This is a genomic window from Borreliella spielmanii (genome assembly GCF_014201705.1).
GTDB lineage: Bacteria > Spirochaetota > Spirochaetia > Borreliales > Borreliaceae > Borreliella > Borreliella spielmanii.
Window position 1 is genome coordinate 133,592 of sequence record NZ_JACHFA010000002.1, and the last position, 17,367, is coordinate 150,958.

Sequence of the window (17,367 nt, forward strand, 5' to 3'; positions counted from 1 at the left end):
GTAAAATGGGATTGTTTTCAAGTATTAATGTAGCTTCAACAGGATTAACAGCACAAAGGTTGAGAATTGATGTTATTTCTAATAATATTGCAAATGTTTCTACTTCTAGAACCCCTGATGGTGGGCCTTATAGAAGGCAAAGGATTATTTTTGCCCCAAGGATTAATAATCCTTATTGGAAAGGGCCTTTTATTCCAGATTATCTTGATAATGGTATTGGGCAAGGGGTTAGGGTAGCTAGTATTGAAAAAGATAGGTCTCCATTAAAGTTAAAATATGATCCAACTCATCCTGATTCAATAAGTTCTGGGGATAAAAAAGGTTATGTAGAGCTTCCTAATGTTAATTTAGTTGAAGAAATGGTAGATATGATTTCAGCTTCTCGTGCTTATGAGGCAAATTCTACTGTTATTAATAGTAGTAAGTCTATGTTTAGAAGTGCATTAGCTATACTTCAAAGCTAAAGGAGAGACTATTAGTGAGAATAGATGCTTTTTTTACAGAGAATAAAGAGAATAATGTTAATTTGGTTAAAAAAAGCCCTTTGCATTTTGATGTGAATCTTTTTAGTTCTAAAGACACTGTCACTGTCAAAGACAATGATATTAAAACATTTAAGGATGTTTTAATAAATACGGTTACTGATGTCAATAAAAGCCAATTAAATGTTTCTAAAGTTATGGAACAAGCTATTCTTCGACCTAGTAACGTTGATGTTCATGATTTTGTAATAGCTATGTCTAAGGCCAATATGAATTTAAGCATTTTAAAGGCTGTTGTTGAAAGAGGCGTGAAGGCTTATCAAGATATAATCAATATTCGTTAAGGAGCTATGAGATTTTGAGCAATTTTTTTACTAATTTCTTTGTTTCAGCAAAAGGAATCTTCAAAAAAGCTAGTACGGTTCAAAAAATAGCCTTAGGGTTGATTATTTTTTTTGTGGTTCTTGCGTTTGTTTTTTTGATAGGGCTTTCTACTAAAAGCCAAAGTATTGCTCTTTTTGGGGTTGAGATTAAAGATCAGTATCTCTTAGATAGGATATCGCAGAGACTTGACAGAGAAAATGTTAAGTATATTTTAAGTTCCGATGGAAGAATTTATTTAGATGATGAAAAGCTTGCAAAAAAAATGAGGGCAATTCTTGTCAGAGAAGAGCTTGTGCCCGTTCATATGGATCCATGGGCTTTATTTGATATCGATAGATGGACTATTACTGATTTTGAAAGAAGTATTAATCTTAGAAGATCTATTACAAGAGCGGTTGAGCAGCATATTGTAGCTTTAGATGATGTTGATGCTGTTAGTGTGAATCTTGTTATGCCAGAGAAGGCTCTTTTTAAAGAATCACAAGAGCCTGTTAAGGCATCTGTTAGGATTACTCCAAGACCCGGTTCTGATATTATTACCAATAGAAAAAAAATCGAAGGACTTGTTAAGCTTATTCAGTATGCCATTGAAGGTCTTGAGTCAGATAATATTGCTATTGTTGATAATAGTGGAACCATTCTAAATGATTTTTCTAATTTAGATGGGATAGATAGAATAGATTTGGCAGAAAAAGAACGCAAGTTAAAGCTTAAGTATGAAGCTATGCTTAGAGGGGAAATCGACTCCGCATTAGGTAAGGTCTTATCTGTTGATAGATTCATGATAGCCAGAATAAATGTAAAGCTTGATACTTCAAAGGAAACCACAGAATCTAAAGAGTATGCTCCTATTGAGCTTCAATCCCAAGATCCAAAAGCTTCTTACAATACTAGAAAAGTAAGTGATTCAACTATTATATCTTCTCAGACGCAAAAAAAAGAATATCAGGGACAAGGATATAGTCCTTGGGGGCCTCCTGGGCAGGAAGGCAATACTCCCCCTGAATATCAAGATTTAAGCGATATTACTGGCAAATATAATGAGTCTCAAGAGATTAAAAATGTTGCTTTAAATGAAAAAAAATCTACAAGCGAAAAAGAACCTGCTAGGATTGTAGGTGTTTCTCTTGGTATTTTCGTGGATGGTATTTGGAATTTTGTGTATGATGAGAAGGGAAATTTTGTAATAGAAAATGGAATGAGAAAAAGAGAATATAAGCCTATGGCATTAGAAGAAATAAAAAATATTGAAGATGTTTTGCAAAGTTCTTTTGAATATAAGCCAGAAAGAGGTGATTCAATAACTGTTAGAAATATTTCTTTTGATCGTATGAATGAATTTAGAGAAATGGATGAAAATTATTTTGCAAGTGAAAGGTTTAAATATTTTTTGTTTATTGCAAGTATAATATTTTCACTATTAATTTTAATGTTTACAATATTTTTTGCTATTTCTAGAGAACTTGAAAGACGAAGACGTCTTAGAGAAGAGGAATTGGCAAAGCAGGCGCATTTAAGGCGTCAGCAAGCCTTAATGGATAGTGGTGATGATATTGGTGTTGATGATGTTGTTGGTGGGATTAGAGAAGGCGATGAGCTTCAAAACAATGCTGAGCTTTTAGCCAGAGAAAAGCCAGAAGATGTTGCTAAGCTTATAAGAACATGGCTTTTGAAAAACGCGTAGAAGGTAGTAATTGATATGGAAGAAAAAAAAGAAAAGGAGATCCTTGATGTTTCTGCTTTAACAGGTAAGCAAAAGGCTGCTATTTTGTTGGTTTCAATAGGTTCTGAAATCTCTTCTAAAGTGTTTAAGTATCTTTCTCAAGAAGAGATAGAGTCTTTGACATTTGAGATAGCAAAGCTTGAGACAATTACTTCTGAGCTTAAAGATAATGTCCTTTTAGAGTTTAAAGAATTAATGATGGCTCAAGAATTTATTCAAAAGGGCGGAATTGATTATGCAAGAGAGCTTCTTGAAAAGTCTCTTGGGACCCAAAAAGCAGTTGACATTATTAATAACTTGGGATCTGCTTTACAGTCTAGGCCTTTTGAATTTGTTAGAAGAGCAGATCCTGCAAATATTTTAAACTTTATTCAACAAGAACATCCTCAAACAATTGCTTTAATACTTTCATACCTTGATCCCCAAAAAGCTTCTTTTATTCTCTCTAGTTTGCCTACAGAGGTGCAGACCAATGTTGCAAGGAGAATCGCATTAATGGATAGAACTTCTCCTGAGGTTGTAAGAGAGGTTGAAAGAGTTCTTGAAAAAAAATTAGCTTCTCTTTCTTCAGAAGATTACACATCAGCAGGAGGAGTTGACAATGTTGTTGAGATAATTAATATGGCCGATAGAAAGACGGAAAAGTTTATTATTGAATCTCTTGAAGAAGAAGATCCAGAGCTTGCAGAAGAGATAAAGAAGAAAATGTTTGTATTTGAGGATATAGTTTTGCTTGATGACAGATCTATACAAAGAGTTTTAAGAGAAATAGATGGTCAAGAGTTGGCAAAGGCTTTAAAATCTGTAGATATTCCTGTCCAAGAAAAAATTTTCAAAAACATGTCAAAAAGAGCAGCCTCAATGCTTAAGGAGGATATGGAATTTTTGGGACCTACTAGGCGAAAAGACGTTGAGGAATCCCAGCAAAAAATTGTTTCTCTTATTAGAAAATTGGAAGAACAAGGAGAAATAGTTATTTCAAGAGGTGGTGAGGAAGATGTGCTTGTCTGATAAAGGAGTTTTGTTTGCCTAAGGTTTTATATAAATCATCAGAAGTTGATAATTCATTAAAGTTTGAGCTTGTTGAGATAGCAAAGCCTGTTTTTGAATCTTTGGAAATCAAGGAGAAGGAAGGCAAAGTTTACGACATAGAAAGTCAAATTGCCAATCTTAAAGAAGAGTTACAATTATTAAAAGATGAGAAATTACAACTTGAAGAAGAGCTTATTAAAAGACAAAAGCTTGCTAAAGAAGAAGTTCGAATTGAATCTGAGAGGATGATTGAAGAGGCTAAGATAAAAGCCAAGGAAGTATTAGAAGCAGCTAAGCAAGAGTCAGATCTTTTACAAAAGGAAGCTATTTATAAGAAGGAATCTATTGAATCTGAATCTAATGCCGAGATTGAAAGACTAGCAAGAGAGTATGAGGAAAAATTAAAAACAGATCTTGAAATAGCAACAGCTAAGGGTAGAGAAGAAGGGTATAGCAAAGGTTATGAAAGTGGTTTTGAAGATTTTGACAAAGTTATGAGAAAGTTGCATAGCATAATAGCATCTTTGATCGCTGAAAGAAAAGGTATTCTTGAATCCTCGAGTGCTCAGATAGTAAGTCTTGTTATGCAAATTGCAATTAAGGTTATTAAGAGGATTACAGATTCTCAAAAAGACATTGTCTTAGAAAATGTTAATGAGGTGTTGAAAAGGGTAAAAGATAAAACACAAATTACTATTCGTGTAAATCTTGATGATTTAGATATTGTTAGACATAAAAAGAGTGATTTTATTTCTAGGTTTGATGTTATAGAAAATTTAGAAATCATAGAAGATCCTAATATAGGCAAAGGTGGCTGTATAATTGAAACTAATTTTGGGGAGATTGATGCGCGTATTTCTTCTCAACTTGATAAAATAGAGGAAAAATTTAAAAATTTTTCGTTATTAAGTTAAGTGTCTAAAGGAATTTTAGTGAGCAATTTTTTTGAAAATTATTTAAGACAAGTAGATGATATTGAAACTGTAGCTTTTGTTGGTAGAGTGCAAAAAATAAAAGGTCTTTTAGTTGAAAGTTTGGGGCCTCAGTGTGCTATTGGAGATTTGTGTTTAATTGATCAAAGAAATAATAAAAAGGTGTGTGCAGAGGTTTTAGGGTTTAATGGTCCTTATGTTAGCCTTATGGCTTATGAAGGATTTAGTGGGATTGAAGTTGGAAATAAGGTCTATTCTTTAAATAAAGGCTTAGAAATAAATCTTAGCGAAGAGCTTTTAGGAAGAGTTATCGATTCTCTTGGTAGACCCATTGATAACAAAGGGTCATTTTTGAATAATAGATATAAAGAGTTGATTTTTAAAAAAATCAATCCAATCAATAGAAGTATTTTTGAAGAGCAAATATTAACAGGGGTTAAAGTTCTTGATGGGTTTTTGCCAGTAGCAAAAGGGCAAAGGGTTGGTATTTTTTCTGGTGCTGGAGTTGGCAAATCTACTTTGCTTGGTATGATTGCAAAAAATTCAAATGCAGATGTAAATGTTATTGCTTTTATTGGGGAGAGAGGTCGAGAGCTTAATGAGTTTATTGAGTTTGAACTTGGTGAGGAGCGTTTAAAAAAAAGTGTTTTAGTTGTTTCAACTTCTGATGAATCACCTATATCAAGGTATAAGGGAGCTTATGTTGCTACCATGATAGCAGAATACTTTAGAGAGCAAGGTAAAGATGTGGCTTTGCTTTTTGATTCTATTACTAGGTTTGCAAATGCTAAAAGGGAGATGTCTCTTTCTTTAGGGGAACCTCCGGTAGCTAAAGGTTATCCGCCCTCTGTTTTTGTTGAAATTCCAATTTTGCTCGAAAGGTCAGGTTTTAATGGTAATGGGGGGAGTGTTACTGGGTTTTACACTGTTCTTGTTGAGGGGGATGATTTTACAGAGCCTGTAGCTGATAATATTAAGGCTGTTTTGGATGGTCATATTATTTTAGACAGAGATTTGTTTGACAGAGGAATTTATCCTTCAATAAATATTCTTAGTTCAACTTCAAGGTCTATTCATAGAATAATGAGTTTGGAAAAACAAAAATTAATAATGAAAGCTAGAAATTTATTGTCTATTTATAAAGATTATGAAGATCTTGTTAGAACAGGGATTTATCTTAAAGGATCTAATAAAGATGTTGATTTTGCAATTTCCAAGTATCCCAGGATTATTGATTTTATTTCACAAGGAATAAATGAAACATTTGATTTTGAAAATTTAGAAGATGAAATAAGGAAAATATTATCTTGAATGATTTAAACTTTAGAAAACAAAAGCTTAATAAAATATTAACCTTTAGAACCTATTATAGAAAGCTAAGCGAGAGAGACTTAATGAATATAAATAAGGAAATTTCAAAAATAAATCAGTTTTCAGATGGAATTCCTAATCTTTTAAAAAGCCTAAATAGTTTTGACGATCTTTCCATAAGAGGTTATATAGACTTTTTAAATTATAAAAAAAAACAAAATTATAAAATTCTTGGAGAATTTAGAAAGCGTTATAATGAGTGTTATGATATTTATGTGGATAAATATAGAGAAGAAAAAAAGATTAAAATATTAATAAAAACTTTAAATAATTCTATAATTAAAAATAGAGAAAAAAAGGAAAGCTTACTGCTAGATGAGTATATAAATTATAAAGTTTGTCAAAATCTGAGGATTGAAAGTGAATAATTTTTTATCGTTCTTTTTTAGGGCATTTTTTTTGTTATTTTTAATTGCTATTTTATTTTTCTTTATATTATTCTTTGTTGATTTTCTTGGAATGTATAATACTAAGAGATATTTCCCTGAGTTTGTAAGAACTAAATTTTTAGGAGAAGCTTCTCTGGGTTTTGATCATAATTCTAATATAATTCTTGATGAAGCTAGGCTTGTGAAGGAAAGAGAAGCTATTGATATTAAGAATCAGCAGATTGAAAAGCTTAAGGAAGATTTAAAGTCAAAAGAAGACAGTTTAAATAAGCTTGAATTTGAGCTTAAGCAAAGGCAGAAAGATTTAGATTTAAAACAAAAGGTAATAGATGACATTATAAATAAATATAATGATGAGGAAGCAAATATTTTACAAACAGCTGTATATTTAATGAATATGCCACCAGAAGATGCTGTTAAGCGGCTTGAGGATTTAAATCCCGAGCTTGCAATATCTTATATGCGAAAAATTGAAGAGCTTTCTAAAAAAGAAGGCCGGTTGTCAATTGTTCCTTATTGGCTGTCTCTTATGGATTCTAAAAAAGCTGCTATATTGATTAGAAAAATGTCTGTTAGTTCATTGGAGTAGTGCTTATATGAGTAATTTATTAAATTTAAATAAAGCTTATGATAACAAGTTTGATCTTTTAAATACAATTAAAGGATTAAATTTAAATGTTTCTAAAATGGAATTTAAAGGGAATTCAGGTTCTTTTTTGAAAATTATGTCCTCGGAATCTAAAAAGTTAGCTAAGGCAAAATTAATGATATTTGATTTCTTAAATTTTTTTAAAGATAATGGACTTATTTCTAAAAGTTTAAAAAAAATTCCTTTAAATAAATCCCTTTGTTTGAAAAAACTTGAAAATGAGGCTTTTGTTTCTGATTTGAAATCCTTGATTGCTAGAATGAATATTTTGTTAGATTTTGAAGGTTTAAATATTAAAGAAAATTTATCATTTAATTTTGATAATTTTGATTCTTTAAGCAAAGAAAAATTTTTTGAAAAAATCGAAAGACTTTTTTTTGCTTTTAATGATTTAAGTTCTTTTTTAGACTTTGATTTTTTAACTTTCTTGGCTGATGATTATTATAATCAGATAAGCTTGAATGATAAAAAGGAAGAAAAAAATGCTATTAACATTGATGTGAAAAATTTTAAAAAGAGTAATAATAATCACAGTGATTTTGGTTTTTCAAAGTTTAGCTTAAATGCAATTGATGGTCAAAATTTTGTTGTTAGGTATAAGGTTAAAGAAATATTAGACAACTCTTTAAAAGGCTTTGTTGAAGAATTTGCTAATTATAACGTAAAAAGCTCTAAAGAGGTTGATAGTTTTGATTTTGTCAGCAGTTTAAAGCCTGAATGGAATCTTAAGATTAATAAAAATATTGTGGATAAAGCTAAAGTTGTGTTAAAATCGAATAATACAGGAGAGATTAAGTTGGTTTTAAAGCCCAAAGAGCTTGGTAGTATACGAATTAATTTAAACCTTGATTCTAATAATAATTTATTGGGAAAGATCGTGGTGGACAATCAAAATGTTAAAATGCTTTTTGACCAAAATATGCATTCATTAAATAAAATGCTTGGTGAGAGTGGTTTTAATACCAGCTTAAATCTTTTTCTTGCGGGCGAGAATTTAAATTCTTTTTCTAAGAATTTTAAGGACGACTCTAAAGATCAAAATTTCCATTTTGGTTATAATAAATTTTTTCAAATTGAAGAAGAAGTTGAATTTTCTTATGATTTAGATAAAAATGTTAATTTAATTGTTTAGAGGATGGAGTTAAATGGATAAAATAAATGGCATTGAAAATGTTTCTAATTTGTTTAATAGTGCTAGAATTAAAAAAGAATCAGATTTTAAGGTTAATAATGTATCTAATAAGGTTAATCTTGGCAAGGATGATTTTTTAAAATTGCTCATTACCCAACTTAGATATCAGGATCCCACAAATCCAATGAAAGATAAAGAATTTATTGCTCAAATGGCACAGTTTTCAACTCTTGAGCAAATGGCTAATATGAGTAAGTCATTTGAAAAACTTTCATCCTCTTTAGAAATAAGAAAAGATTTGGATTTATTAGGTAAAGTAATTAAATTTCAGCATGGTGATGGGGAGATTGTTAAAGGCCGTGTTACAAGCATTAAGACAGGCGCAATGCCCCAAGTTATGGTTAATGGTAATTATTATGTATATAAAAACATATTATCGGTAGGTTTGGAGGAGTAATTATATGATGAGGTCTTTATATTCTGGTGTTTCTGGGCTTCAGAATCATCAAACAAGAATGGATGTTGTTGGTAACAATATAGCGAATGTTAATACAATTGGTTTTAAAAAAGGAAGGGTAAATTTTCAAGATATGATATCGCAGTCTATTTCTGGAGCTTCTCGTCCTACTGATGTTCGTGGTGGGACTAATCCCAAGCAAGTTGGATTAGGTATGAATGTTGCTGCAATTGACACTATCCACACTCAAGGGGCTTTTCAAAGTACCCAAAAAGCATCTGATCTTGGGGTTAGTGGTAATGGATTTTTTATTTTAAAAGAAGGTAAAAATTTGTTTTATACAAGAGCTGGTGCTTTTGATGTGGACTCTGATCGACATCTTGTAAATCCTGCAAATGGGATGCGAATTCAAGGTTGGATGGCAAGAGATTTAGAAGGAGAGAAGGTTATAAATACAGCTTCTGATATTGAGGATCTAATTATTCCGATTGGAGATAAAGAAGGGGCAAAATCTACTAAAAACGTTACTTTTGCTTGTAATCTTGACAAAAGATTACCCGTAATTCAAGAAGGCGCAAGTTCGGCAGATATTGCACGTGGAACTTGGGTTGTCAATAAGTCGTTGTATGATAGTTTTGGGAATGTTAGTGTTCTTGAGCTTAGAGTCGTAAAAGATCTAAATACTCCTAATTTATGGAATGCAACAGTTCTAATAAATGGTGAGCAAAATTCAAATTTTACACTTGGATTTGACAATGAAGGGGCATTGGCGTCTTTAAATGGGCAACCAAGTCAAAAAGGAGATATTCTTCAAATTCCTATAACATTTAATGTTTCAGAAGCAAATGTAGGTGAAGCTGGCGAACAGCAAACTGTAAATTTAAAATTAGGAACAGTTGGGAGTTACACCGATTCAATTACTCAGTTTGCTGATTCTAGTAGCACAAAGGCTATTATTCAAGATGGATATGGCATGGGATATATGGAAAGTTATGAAATTGATCAAAACGGTGTCATAGTTGGTGTTTATTCGAATGGCATAAGGCGAGATCTTGGCAAGATTGCCCTTGCTTCTTTTATGAATCCTGGAGGACTTGCAAAATCAGGCGATACTAATTTTGTAGAAACAAGCAATTCAGGGCAAGCTAGAATAGGTGAAACTGGACTTGCTGGACTTGGTGATATTAGGTCTGGTGTTTTAGAAATGGCTAATGTTGATCTTGCAGAGCAGTTTACAGATATGATAGTAACTCAAAGAGGATTTCAGGCAAATGCTAAAACTATTACCACTTCTGATCAATTATTGCAAGAACTTGTAAGATTGAAAAATTAAGCTAAGATTGTTTTTTAACATATGATTTTTGTAACTAAACTTAATGGTTATGGATATTATTTAAATCCTTGTCATATTGAAAGTATTGAGGCTAATCCTGATACTACAATTCTTCTTATGAATGGCAAGAAATTAATTGTAAAAGAAAAAGTTGAAGAGGTGGTCAATAGAATTAAGCTGTATAGGAAAGAAGTTGCTTCTTTTGAAAAAATTGTAGGAGAAGGAAATGGGGGTGTTGAATTATGAATTTAGCTAGTATAATTGGGTGGGGAGTTGGATTTGGAGCTATTTTAATTTCCATGGCATTCACCCCTACAGGACTTGGTGTTTTTTGGGATTTAAGTTCTGTTTTTATTACTGTTGTTGGATCTTTTTCTGCTCTTATGGCTTCTTCAGAAGTTATTGCTGTAAAAAAAATTCCAACGTATTTAGGATTTTTTTTTAGAAGAAATTCTCATGCTAAGATTTCTATTATAAAAATATTAGTAGAGCTTTCAGAAAAGGCCAGAAAAGAAGGTCTTTTATCTCTTGATGATGAGCTTGAACAAATTAATGATCCCTTTTTTAAGTCAGGAATGAGGCTTGTTGTTGATGGTGCAGATCCCGAGGTAATTAAGACTATGCTTTATTTAGAGCTTGATCAAATGCAAGAAAGGCATAAAGTTGGTTCAGAGCTTTTTAAAACTTGGGCAAAGCTTGCCCCAGCTTTTGGAATGACGGGTACTCTTATTGGGCTTGTAGCTCTTCTTGGCAACCTAGAGGACAAGTCTGCTCTTGGTTCTTCTATGGCTGTTGCTCTTATTACAACTCTTTATGGAACCATAATGGCAAATTTAATGTTTATTCCTGTTCAACTTAAGCTGGAGAAAATTGATTCTGAGGAAGCCGCGGTAAAGACAATGATAATTGAGGGTGTTTTGTCAATTCAATCTGGAGATAATCCAAGAATTTTAGAGCAAAAATTAATGACTTTTTTAACTCCTAAAGATCGAAGCCATCTTGCTAGTAGTATTGGGGGGGGTGAATAATGGCTTTGAGAACTAAAAAGTCTTTAAAATGCGATGAAGGAGCTCCAGATTATATGTTGACTTATGGAGACATGGTTACTTTGCTACTTGTATTTTTTGTTACAATGTTTTCATTAAATGATATTATTTTTCAAGAAAATGTAATAAGGATAATGTCTGCTTCTTTCACGGGTGCAGGATTTTTTAAAGGTGGTAAGGCTTTAGATTTTAATAAGTTATCTTATTTGAGTAATAGTTTTATGTCTTTGCCTTCTACTGTGCGCAATAAGCAAGCATCTCAGACGGCTAAAAATAAGTCTATGATTGAATTTATTGAGAAAATCCAGTCTAAAAATATTATGGTTAGGATGGAAGAGAGAGGGATTGTGATATCTCTTGCAGCAGATGCATTTTTTGATTCTGCTAGTGCAGATGTTAAGCTTGAAGACAATAGAGATTCTATTCAAAAAATAGCATCTTTTATTGGAGTTTTAAGTTCTAGGGGTTATAATTTTAAAATAGAAGGTCACACAGATAATATTGATACTGATGTAAACGGGCCTTGGAAAAGCAATTGGGAGCTTTCTGTTGCAAGATCTGTTAATATGCTAGAGCATATTTTAAATTATTTAGACCAATCTAATGTTACGAGCGTTGAAAATAAGTTTGAAGTATCTGGTTTTGGTGGAAGCAGGCCTATTGCAACAGATGATACTCCTGAGGGCAGAGCTTATAATAGAAGAATTGATATATTAATTACTACGGATGCATCTTTAAGTTTTCCTAAGGAAATTACGCAGTAATAATTCTTTGTATCTGTAAAAAAGAAACTAATAGGAGGAATTTTATTATGCCAAATAAGGACGATGAAAATTTAGATATAGGGGATTCTAATGCTGGTAGAAAAGGTGGTTTATTGCCTGATATTATAATAAAAATTTTACAGATACTTGCAATAGGAATATTTACTGTTGTGATAATGATAATTGTTTCTTATTTTGTATCTAAAATGGTAGTAAGTCAAAGTGGGGCTCCTAGTGATTTTCCAGTTTTTTCTAATGAATACTTAGGAAAACCCCCTATGCTTATATGGTATGAAAGCATAGATGAGATTAGAGGTAATACTTTAGATGTTCCTCCAAAAACTTTTGTTGTAAAACTTGCTTTAGGTTATGCAGAAAATAATGTTAATATTCTCAATGAGCTTGGAAGACAAAAAGTGCGCTTAAAAGATATTATTAGAGAATATTTTAGTCAAAGAACCGGCCAAGAAATAAAAAATGAAAGCCAAATAAAAGCAGAAATTAAGGCAAGAATTAATAGTATTCTTAGAAATGGAGAAATAAAGGAAATAGCATTAACCCAAATTGATATTTTTGATATGTAATAATGTAATAAATTTAAAGGAATTTTAGATGGCAAATAATCCAGGAGCTTTATCTCAAGACGATATAGATAGTCTTTTAGAGTCTATCAACTCATCTGAAAGTTTATCGTTAGATGAGTCCCTTTCTAATGTTATATCTAGTCCTACAGGTAAAAAGCAAAAAGTTAAAGTGTATGACTTTAAAAGGCCGGATAAATTTTCAAAAGAGCAGGTCAGAACAGTTTCAAGTTTCCATGAGGCATTTGCTAGGTACACTACAACCTCGCTTTCTGCTCTTTTGAGAAAAATGGTTCATGTTCATGTGGCTTCAGTTGATCAATTAACTTATGAAGAGTTTATTAGGTCAATACCAAATCCCACAACTTTAGCAATAATTAACATGGATCCTCTTAAAGGATCTGCTATTTTTGAAGTTGATCCAACCATCGCATTTGCTATAGTAGATAGGCTTTTTGGGGGAGATGGAGACACGATTAAAGATAAAAGCAGGGATTTGACAGAAATTGAGCAGTCTGTCATGGAAAGTGTTATTATTCGTATACTTGCTAATATGAGAGAGGCTTGGTCTCAGGTGGTTGATCTAAGGCCAAGATTTGGACATATTGAGGTCAATCCACAGTTTGCTCAAATAGTCCCCCCTACAGAGATGATTATTTTAGTAACTCTTGAGGTTAAAATAGGAAAAGTGGAAGGGCTTATGAATTTTTGTTTACCTTATATTACTATAGAACCTATTGTTTCAAAATTGTCAACAAGATATTGGCATTCTTTGATTGGAGTTGGAACCACTAGTGAGAATCTTGACGCTTTGCGTGAAAAGTTGGAAAATACAGCAATGCCTTTGGTAGCAGAAATAGGGGAAGTTAAGCTTAAAGTAAGAGAAATTTTATCGCTTAACAAAGGTGATGTTTTAAATCTTGAATCTTCTCTAATCAATAAGGATTTGACTTTAAAGGTTGGAACTAAAGAAAAGTTTAAATGTAGAATGGGTTTAATGGGGAATAAAGTTTCAGTACAAATTACAGAAAAAATTGGAGATATAAAAGGTTTTGATTTATTAAAAGAGCTTACAGAAGAGGTTGAGTGATAGTTATTTTATTTAATTATAGCTTAAATTATTAGGAGGTTAAATTGTGAGTGTAGATGAAAAAAGTGATAATGTAGAAAAGCCAGAAATAAAAGGGGTTAAGCTTCCTGATTTAATTGATACTTTGCCAGAAGGAGTTGATCCTAGTAATTTTGGGCTTTTAATGGATGTTTCTATGCAGCTTACTGTAGAGCTTGGAAGAACAGAGCGCAAAATAAAGGATATACTTGGTATGTCTGAGGGTACAATTATTACTCTTGATAAACTTGCCGGTGAGCCTGTAGATATTTTAGTGAATGGTAAAATAGTTGCCAGGGGAGAAGTAGTTGTAATTGATGAAAATTTTGGAGTTAGAATTACTGAGATAATTAAAACTAAAAATGAATAGAAAATTTTTATTTTTAGTTTTTTTAGCATTTTCTAATTTTTTTACATATGCTAATTCACAAGAGAAAGTAAATTCAGTATCTACCGATTTAGATGTTGAATCTAACTTGCCAATCTTTGAAGAGGATAAGGTAAATCTTGCTAACAATGTTAGTGCTCAGTCAGGTTCTCTTTTTAATATTTCAGATTTGGTTAAGATAGTTTTATTTTTACTTGTTGCTTTTTTTATTTTTTTCTTATTAAAGAAGTTGATTTTTTATTCAAAAAGAAGCAATTATGAACAAAATTCTAATTTGATTAAGGAGCTTGTTTTTTACGAGATAGATGTTAAAAATTCAATAAGAATTATAAATATATTAGACAATGTTTACATATTTTTAGTTTCGAGTAATTCTGCTATTTTGCTCAAAGAGGTTAAATCTGAAGAGGAGTTAGAAAATTTAAAACTTAGGCTTAGCGAAATTAATAATTCTTCCAAGAAGGATTCTTTTAAATCTATCTTTAAGAAAATGTTGCTTAAAAAAGAAGGTATTCCTTTTTCTAGGAATGACTATGTTAAACTTGAGAAGAAAATTGAGACTTCACTTAAGGATAAACAAGATAGATTAAAGAAATTTTAGAGGGTTTATTTTGAGAAAGTGTTTTATTTTTTTTTTATTTTTTAGTGTAACAAGTTTATCTTTTGCCCAAACAAAATCTTTTCAGTCCACCAATGGTCTTAATTTTCCATTTTTAAATTTTGAAAATATTAGTGGTTCAGAAATAGCTTTTTCTTTACAGCTTTTAATTCTATTAACCATTATTACCCTTTCTCCAGCATTTTTAGTTTTAATGACTTCATTTTTGAGAATATCTATAGTTTTGGATTTTATTAGGCGTGCTTTATCTCTTCAACAATCTCCCCCTACTCAGATAGTAATGGGATTGGCTTTATTTTTAACTATTTTTACTATGTGGCCGACCTTTAATGTTATATATAAACAAGCTTATTTACCTCTTAAAGAGTCAAAAATAAATTTTGATGAATTTTATAATAAAGGAATTGCTCCTCTTAGAATTTTTATGTATAAGCAGATGTCTGATGGGCGTCATGAAGAGATTAGATTATTTATGAGTATTAGTAGTTATGATCGACCAAAAAATTTTAGCGAAGTGCCAACACATGTTTTAATTGCAGCTTTTATTTTACATGAGCTTAAAGTGGCTTTCAAGATGGGAATTTTAATATTTTTGCCTTTTATAGTTTTAGACATTATTGTTGCTTCTGTTTTAATGGCTATGGGTATGATAATGTTGCCCCCTGTAATGATATCTTTGCCTTTTAAGTTGATTCTTTTTGTAATGGTAGATGGTTGGACTTTAATTACTAGTGGTCTTATTAAAAGTTTTATGTAAGGTTATATATGACTGCAGGACACATTCTTTATTTAATTAGAATTTCTATTGAAAATATTATTATTTTATCATCTCCAATGTTGATTATAGCTCTTATAGTTGGTCTTTTGATTTCAATTTTTCAAGCTATTACTTCTATTCAAGATCAAACTTTAAGTTTTATTCCAAAGATTATTGTCATACTTTTGACTGTTGTGATTTTTGGTCCTTGGATTTTGAATAAGCTTATGCAGTTTACTTATATGATTTTTAATCAATTGCAAAATGTTTAATTTATGGTTTAAAATTTTATTATTTGGATGAAATTTTGAATTTGAATTTTTTAGTTTTAAAATCTTTTACAATTTTACCTGTATTGGTTAGAATTTTTATGTTTTTAAAATTTTCTCCATTTTTTTCAACAATAAAAATCGGATATTTTAATTTTTTCTTTTCTTTGATTCTTTCTGTAATTATTGTCGAAAAAATTAAGATTATTTATCCTTTAGATAATATGCTTTCTTTTGTGTTAATTTTATTAGGAGAAGCTATTTTGGGCCTTATCCAAGCATTTTTTGTTAGCATAATTTTTAATGTTTTTCATTTAGTTGGATTTTTCTTCTCTAATCAAATTGGACTTGCTTATGCTAATATTTTTGATGTTTTTTCAGAAGAAGATAGCATGATTATTTCGCAAATTTTTGCTTATTTGTTTTTGCTTTTGTTTTTATCAAGCGATTTTTTACTTCGATTTTTTGTGATTGGTATACATGATTCTGTTTTGAACATTAGGGTTGAGCATTTAGTTAATATGAGAAATACAGAATTTATTAAGCTTTTGCTTATGTCTTTTGGATTTCTTTTTGAAAAAGCTTTATTAATTTCGTTTCCGGTATTGGCTTTACTTTTACTTTTTTATCTGGTGTTAGGAATACTTTCAAAATCATCGCCTCAGATTAATTTATTAATAATTAGTTTTTCAACTTCGCTATTTTTAGGGTTGTTGATTTTGTATATTGGATTTCCAAGCTTAGCAATATCTTCAAAAAGAGTGATTGAACTTTCTTTAGATTCTCTTGCTAGTTTTATAAAATTATTTTCTAGAGTTTTAAAATAATGATAAAAGACGAGCTTTTAGTTAAAAGTTGGTATATTCCGTTGGACTTTTTTTCTGCAGATGATGAAGGGAGAACTGAGTTACCTACTGATCAGAAAAAGCAAAAAGCAAGAGAAGAAGGCCGAGTATTAAAGTCTAATGAAATTAATATCGCTATTAGTCTTTTGTTATTATTTGCATTGTTTTTTTTCATGCTTTCTTATTTTGCCTTAGATTTAGTAGCTGTTTTTAAAGAGCAGGCTAGTAAGCTTCCTGAAGTTATGAAGATGAGTGTTTATGCTATGGGTTTTGCATATATTAGATCTATCGTGGGGTATGTTGTTTTGTTTTTTTTTGCATCCTTAGCTGTTAATTTTTTTGTTAATATTATCCAAGTGGGGTTTTTTATTACTTTTAAATCTTTAGAGCCAAGGTGGGATAAAATTAGTTTTAATTTTTCCAGATGGGCAAAAAATTCTTTTTTTTCAGCAGGGGCTTTTTTCAATTTGTTTAAAAGTTTGTTAAAAGTTGTTATAATATGCTTGATATATTATTTTATTATAGAAAGCAATATAGGCAAAATTTCTAAGCTTTCGGAGTATACACTCCAGTCTGGGATTTCTATTGTGTTAGTGCTTGCCTATAAGATATGTTTTTTCTCGGTAATGTTTTTGGCAATTGTTGGGGTGTTTGATTATTTATTTCAAAGATCTCAGTACATTGAGAGTTTGAAAATGACAAAAGAAGAGGTGAAGCAGGAGAGAAAGGAAATGGAGGGTGATCCTTTGCTTCGATCTAGAATAAAAGAGAGAATGAGGGTTGTTTTAAGTACTAATTTAAGAGTAGCTGTTCCCCAAGCTGATGTAGTAATTACAAATCCAGAGCATTTTGCAGTTGCTATTAAGTGGGATAGTGAAACAATGCTAGCTCCAAGGGTGCTTGCAAAAGGTCAAGATGAAATAGCTCTTACAATTAAAAAAATAGCAAGAGAAAATAATATTCCTTTAATGGAAAATAAGCTTCTTGCAAGGGCGCTTTATACTAATGTTAAGGTTAACGAAGAAATCCCAAGAGAATATTGGGAGGTTGTTTCAAAAATTCTTGTGAGAGTATATTCTATTACTAAAAAGTTTAATTAGAGGTTC

At 31.0% G+C, this 17,367-nt stretch carries 22 protein-coding genes; all 22 read left to right on the forward strand.

Annotated features, from left to right (window positions below; translation table 11 throughout):
* Positions 1–5: 5 nt before the first annotated feature.
* From flgC to flhB, 22 genes are read left to right on the forward strand one after another with little or no spacing between them, the layout of a single operon-like run.
* Positions 6–464 carry a flagellar basal body rod protein FlgC gene (gene flgC, locus HNR35_RS02790; RefSeq protein WP_183223795.1) on the forward strand — a complete coding sequence of 153 codons (459 nt, stop codon included), beginning with the start codon at positions 6–8 and terminating at the stop codon, positions 462–464.
* Between the two features lie 14 nt (positions 465–478).
* Complete coding sequence (fliE, locus tag HNR35_RS02795) at positions 479–826, forward strand: flagellar hook-basal body complex protein FliE (protein ID WP_183223797.1); 348 nt, start codon at positions 479–481, stop codon at positions 824–826.
* A 14-nt stretch (positions 827–840) separates the two neighbouring features.
* Positions 841–2,550 (forward strand): flagellar basal-body MS-ring/collar protein FliF, encoded by a 1,710-nt coding sequence (gene fliF, locus HNR35_RS02800; protein WP_183223799.1) that lies wholly within the window; start codon positions 841–843, stop codon positions 2,548–2,550.
* Between the two features lie 15 nt (positions 2,551–2,565).
* The gene (gene fliG / locus HNR35_RS02805) at positions 2,566–3,600 is read left to right on the forward strand and encodes a flagellar motor switch protein FliG (protein WP_002556889.1); all 1,035 of its coding nucleotides are present in this window, start codon (positions 2,566–2,568) and stop codon (positions 3,598–3,600) included.
* Between the two features lie 14 nt (positions 3,601–3,614).
* Entirely contained in the window at positions 3,615–4,535 is a 921-nt protein-coding gene (gene fliH, locus HNR35_RS02810; RefSeq protein WP_183223801.1) for a flagellar assembly protein FliH, read from the forward strand.
* Between the two features lie 18 nt (positions 4,536–4,553).
* Positions 4,554–5,864: a FliI/YscN family ATPase gene (locus tag HNR35_RS02815; RefSeq protein WP_183223803.1), complete on the forward strand. Its 1,311-nt coding sequence runs from the start codon at positions 4,554–4,556 to the stop codon at positions 5,862–5,864.
* Complete coding sequence (locus HNR35_RS02820) at positions 5,861–6,292, forward strand: hypothetical protein (RefSeq protein ID WP_006433420.1); 432 nt, start codon at positions 5,861–5,863, stop codon at positions 6,290–6,292. The genes HNR35_RS02815 and HNR35_RS02820 overlap by 4 nt, the downstream gene beginning before the upstream one ends.
* Entirely contained in the window at positions 6,285–6,902 is a 618-nt protein-coding gene (locus tag HNR35_RS02825; protein ID WP_183223805.1) for a periplasmic-type flagellar collar protein FlbB, read from the forward strand. The genes HNR35_RS02820 and HNR35_RS02825 overlap by 8 nt, the downstream gene beginning before the upstream one ends.
* 7 nt (positions 6,903–6,909) lie before the next feature.
* On the forward strand, positions 6,910–8,094 hold the full coding sequence (locus HNR35_RS02830; protein ID WP_183223807.1) for a flagellar hook-length control protein FliK: 1,185 nt from the start codon (positions 6,910–6,912) through the stop codon (positions 8,092–8,094).
* 13 nt (positions 8,095–8,107) lie between these two features.
* On the forward strand, positions 8,108–8,551 hold the full coding sequence (flgD, locus tag HNR35_RS02835; RefSeq protein WP_183223809.1) for a flagellar hook assembly protein FlgD: 444 nt from the start codon (positions 8,108–8,110) through the stop codon (positions 8,549–8,551).
* A gap of 4 nt (positions 8,552–8,555) precedes the next feature.
* Positions 8,556–9,884: a flagellar hook protein FlgE gene (gene flgE / locus HNR35_RS02840; RefSeq protein ID WP_006433443.1), complete on the forward strand. Its 1,329-nt coding sequence runs from the start codon at positions 8,556–8,558 to the stop codon at positions 9,882–9,884.
* A 21-nt stretch (positions 9,885–9,905) separates the two neighbouring features.
* On the forward strand, positions 9,906–10,130 hold the full coding sequence (locus tag HNR35_RS02845) for a flagellar FlbD family protein (protein WP_151059951.1): 225 nt from the start codon (positions 9,906–9,908) through the stop codon (positions 10,128–10,130).
* Complete coding sequence (locus HNR35_RS02850) at positions 10,127–10,912, forward strand: motility protein A (RefSeq protein WP_183223811.1); 786 nt, start codon at positions 10,127–10,129, stop codon at positions 10,910–10,912. The genes HNR35_RS02845 and HNR35_RS02850 overlap by 4 nt, the downstream gene beginning before the upstream one ends.
* A complete protein-coding gene (gene motB / locus HNR35_RS02855; RefSeq protein WP_183223813.1) occupies positions 10,912–11,694 on the forward strand; it encodes a flagellar motor protein MotB in 783 nt (260 codons plus the stop codon). Before HNR35_RS02850 ends, motB begins: the two co-directional genes overlap by 1 nt.
* Before the next feature lie 47 nt (positions 11,695–11,741).
* Positions 11,742–12,278 (forward strand): flagellar basal body-associated protein FliL, encoded by a 537-nt coding sequence (gene fliL / locus HNR35_RS02860; RefSeq protein ID WP_183223815.1) that lies wholly within the window; start codon positions 11,742–11,744, stop codon positions 12,276–12,278.
* A 28-nt stretch (positions 12,279–12,306) separates the two neighbouring features.
* Positions 12,307–13,365, forward strand: a complete 1,059-nt coding sequence (gene fliM / locus HNR35_RS02865; RefSeq protein ID WP_006433563.1) for a flagellar motor switch protein FliM — start codon at positions 12,307–12,309, stop codon at positions 13,363–13,365.
* 46 nt (positions 13,366–13,411) lie between these two features.
* Entirely contained in the window at positions 13,412–13,753 is a 342-nt protein-coding gene (gene fliN / locus HNR35_RS02870) for a flagellar motor switch protein FliN (RefSeq protein WP_006068512.1), read from the forward strand.
* Entirely contained in the window at positions 13,746–14,372 is a 627-nt protein-coding gene (locus tag HNR35_RS02875) for a flagella biosynthesis regulatory protein FliZ (protein ID WP_006433544.1), read from the forward strand. The genes fliN and HNR35_RS02875 overlap by 8 nt, the downstream gene beginning before the upstream one ends.
* Before the next feature lie 10 nt (positions 14,373–14,382).
* Positions 14,383–15,147, forward strand: coding sequence for a flagellar type III secretion system pore protein FliP (fliP, locus tag HNR35_RS02880; protein ID WP_006433461.1), 765 nt, complete (start codon positions 14,383–14,385; stop codon positions 15,145–15,147).
* A gap of 8 nt (positions 15,148–15,155) precedes the next feature.
* Positions 15,156–15,419: a flagellar biosynthesis protein FliQ gene (gene fliQ / locus HNR35_RS02885; protein ID WP_006433594.1), complete on the forward strand. Its 264-nt coding sequence runs from the start codon at positions 15,156–15,158 to the stop codon at positions 15,417–15,419.
* 35 nt (positions 15,420–15,454) lie between these two features.
* Entirely contained in the window at positions 15,455–16,243 is a 789-nt protein-coding gene (gene fliR / locus HNR35_RS02890) for a flagellar biosynthetic protein FliR (RefSeq protein ID WP_183223817.1), read from the forward strand.
* The gene (flhB, locus tag HNR35_RS02895; protein ID WP_183223819.1) at positions 16,243–17,361 is read left to right on the forward strand and encodes a flagellar biosynthesis protein FlhB; all 1,119 of its coding nucleotides are present in this window, start codon (positions 16,243–16,245) and stop codon (positions 17,359–17,361) included. The genes fliR and flhB overlap by 1 nt, the downstream gene beginning before the upstream one ends.
* The last annotated feature ends 6 nt before the right edge of the window (positions 17,362–17,367 follow it).